Source organism: Ensifer sp. ENS02, from assembly GCF_014851885.1.
GTDB lineage: Bacteria > Pseudomonadota > Alphaproteobacteria > Rhizobiales > Rhizobiaceae > Ensifer > Ensifer adhaerens.
On sequence record NZ_JACVAO010000044.1, the window covers coordinates 1 to 3392 of the forward strand.

1 pseudogene is annotated in these 3392 nt (G+C 70.2%); it reads right to left on the minus strand.

Annotated elements, in window-relative coordinates:
- Positions 1–3339, minus strand: a pseudogene (locus tag IB262_RS35265) (hypothetical protein); the annotation flags it as partial.
- Positions 3340–3392: the final 53 nt, after the last annotated feature.

Consider the following 3392-nt stretch of genomic DNA (forward strand, 5'->3'; position numbering starts at 1 on the left):
TATCGTGGCCGGTTCGAGGGCTAAATCGGTGCGGATGTGATCTCTGCCTGCTGGCGGATTGCCGTGCGGCAGTGCGACCGGGAACGTGTCGGCGCCGATGTCTGATGCTGGTCGGTTTGCCGGGCTGGCTGTTGCATGGTTCAGGGCGATGATGTCGATGCCGCCGGCGATGGTGCCGTGCAGGCCGGTTGCGAAGTCCATGAGGTTGAGCAGGTCCTCGCCGGTGAAGTCATCGATGGCGGCGACGTCGCCGGCACTGGCGGCCATCAGCGCGGTTCCGCCGAAGAACTGGCCCTGGTCGAGGCGATGGGCCAGGCGCAGGGCGAACTCACCGCTGTTGGCCAGCACGTGGCCTGCCTGGCTGCTGAGCAGCGACTGGTGTCCGGTCGCGCCGACGCTGGCGCGCAGCGACTTGCCGGCCGACAAACCGCCGCGGTAGAGCGTGGCCGCCCTGAGCGCCGGCGCGACCACCCCAAGGCTCGACACGGCGGCTGAACCGGCCGTCATCAGCCCTTCCTTGCTCCACACCGACTGGCCATGGCGATTGATCGCGGCCAGCTCGGTGAGCGCATTGGCGCCGAGATAGGCGTTGCCGGCGAACGCCAGCGGACGGGCGACGACATTGCCCCCCGGAACGAGGCTGGCGACATCCGCCGCCATGGTGCCCCAGGTGATCACCGTTTGCACCGTGGAGGTGTCGTGGGCGGCAAGCGACCACCCCTGCCCATCCGCGCCCCGTCCATAGACCGTGCCCTTGTCCGACAGCGTGTTGCCGGCGCGCCAGTCCTCAAGGTCGTCGAAGCGCCAGGGCACATTGGCTTGCCGGATCGCCGCCTCATAGGCCAGCGACGTGTCGATCAGCGCCGTTTCGCCATCCTGGCCCTGGACCTGAAGATGCACGATCGGCTTGACCCCAACCTCGTCGCTGACATGCAAAAGCAGCGACGGCACGACCCTGGCCCTGTCGCCGACCGCCTCGCCAATGCGCCGGTCGACCCATTCGATCATCGCCAGCTGCTCGCCGGCAAACAGATCCGTCGATCCGAGCGCATTCGCCCCCTCGGGCACGGCAAAACCCATGGCCCGGCCGAGCGCATTGCGCCGCTCAGCACCGGCCTCCAGCGGGATCGGCGCAAGCCCCGGGTCGTAAACCGCGAAGTAGCGCTGGCGCACCGCCTCGCGCTCGCGGGCGTAGTGCGCCTGCAGCCGCTCGTCATGGGCATCGTCCAGCCCGACCAGATCGGGATGGCTCAGGCGGAACTCGAGGAAATCGCGCGCGCGCGCCGTCTGCGCCTGCTGGCCGTCCAGTTCTCCCCGTTCAGCGACCAGGGCGGCGACCTGCGGATGCACCCAGCGCCCGTCCTCAAGCGGCACCCAGTCCGCACCAGCCCCTTTCGGCCGCACCGCGTCGTCGCCCTTTCGCGGCCCCTGGACGCCCGGACCAAACGTCGCCCGGGCCGTCGCAAGCCGGGCGTCGATGTCGCGTTGCTGCTCCTTGAGGCTGCTCTCCGCACGCTGCGCGGCCTGCCGCCGGGCCCCGTCCAGGCGCAGGCGAGCCTGGTAAAGCGCCCCCGACAGACCGTCGAACCCGCGCGGCACCTCCATCTTCGTCGGCGCCCTCTCCCCCCAGCTCAGCTGGTAGGTGCCCGTCACCTCGCCCTGATGAGAGTTCTGCTGGTAAAGCTGGCCGTCCTTGACGATAATCTCGATGCGATCGCTTTGCTTCAGGTCGCCGCGACCGTCGGTGAACGCCGTGTCGAACTGGTGCGGATTGCGCTGCTGGTTGGCACCCAGAACGTTGGTCTTGTACTCTTCCAGATCCAGATCGCGCCGCGCCACCTCTTCACCAAGCCGCGCTAGTTCCAGCTCTGTCGCGATCCGCTCCTGGCGGTCGCCGGTCTGATGTTGCTGGCGTTGTTCTTGTGCCGCCTGGAGCTCCGCTTCGGCCAGCCGACGTTGCGGGCTTGCCGGCGCTGCGGCCGCCACCGCCCGGATGCTGACCTGCACGCGCTGCTCGATGCGCAGGCCGTCGCCTGCCAGCATCTGCTGGTCGAGCTCGCGCGACAGACGCTCCTTTTGCGCCAGCGCCAGTGCTTCGCGCTTGTCCGCCTCCGCAAATCCGCGCCGCTGACCCGTCTCCTTCGCCAGATCGCTGCCGGCGGCCGGATGCTGGGCAAGCCAGGCCGCCTCCGCCTCCGCTTCCACCCTCAGCCGCGCAAGCTCCCGGGTGCGTTCCGGCGAAACCCGGCCGTGCTCCAGAAGCTCGTCGGCCGACGCCTCCAGCGCCTCTTGCAGCAGCACCTGCCGGGGCGTCGTGCGCGACCGGTCGAGCGAAGCGACAATCTCCCCCAGCCGCACCTTGTCCAGCCGCGCCGCCTCTGCCTCGTCCCCCTTGGCCTTGACCGCTTCTGCCAGTTGCACCGCCGCATCGGCCTTGTTCAGCGTCAAAAGCCCAAGTTCCACCTCCCGGTCGAGCGCAGCCTTGCGGTCGCGCACGGGCTGCGCTGCCGGCGCGGCCGAGGGATGCGGCCGGGCAATGCTCAGGTCGAGCGGCGCCAGCGCCGCATTCACCTGCCGCCACCCGGCCGTCAGTTCGTCACGCCGCGCCGGATCGGCCGCGGCCATATCGACCGCCACCTGACAGCGATCCCGCAGGGTTGCCGAAACCTGGGCGCGATCGAAGGCCCTGTCGGCCCGAAGCTGCGCCAGCCGATAGGCGTCCGACGTCTCCCCGTCGCGCGCCTGCACCCGCGCCGCATGCGCCTTCAGACCTTCGGCCACGGTCCGGTCGCTGTCGGCCTGCGCCCGCCATAAAAGCGCCTGCGCCAACATCGTCTGCTCGCTGCCCGCCGCATCCCCGTCGGGGGTCAAAAGCGGCTGCAGCGCCTGGGCGACCGCGCTGTCGACCGTCAGCGCCAGCGGCGCGCCGCCAGCCTCCGCCGGCAAACCATCCACCGCCCGCTGGCCCGCCGCCAGCACCAGCGGCTGCAAGTCCCCCGGAACCGATCCGGCCAGCGCCCGGGTCGCCGCAACCGCATCCGCACGACCGCCGCCTGGCGCCGCCTGGCCCGCCACAAGGTCCCCCGACAGGCTGTAGATCTCCGCCTCCAGGTCGCTCACCGCCCGTCCAACCGGCACGGGCCGCCCATCCGGTCCCCGGCCGCCCGCACCTCGGCTCGTCTCGGCGATCGCCGAACGCCACGCCGACACCCGATCGGCAAGCCTCGCCGCGCCCGCATCAAACGCCTGCCGCGCAAACTTGCGGTCCGAATCCGCAACCGTCAGCCTCAGCGCATCCTCGACAAACCCGGGAAACGCCGCCTCGGACCGCAGATACAAAGGCGAAACAGGGCCCTCAATCGGTCGAGCGCCACGACGCGCGCCTTCTAGCG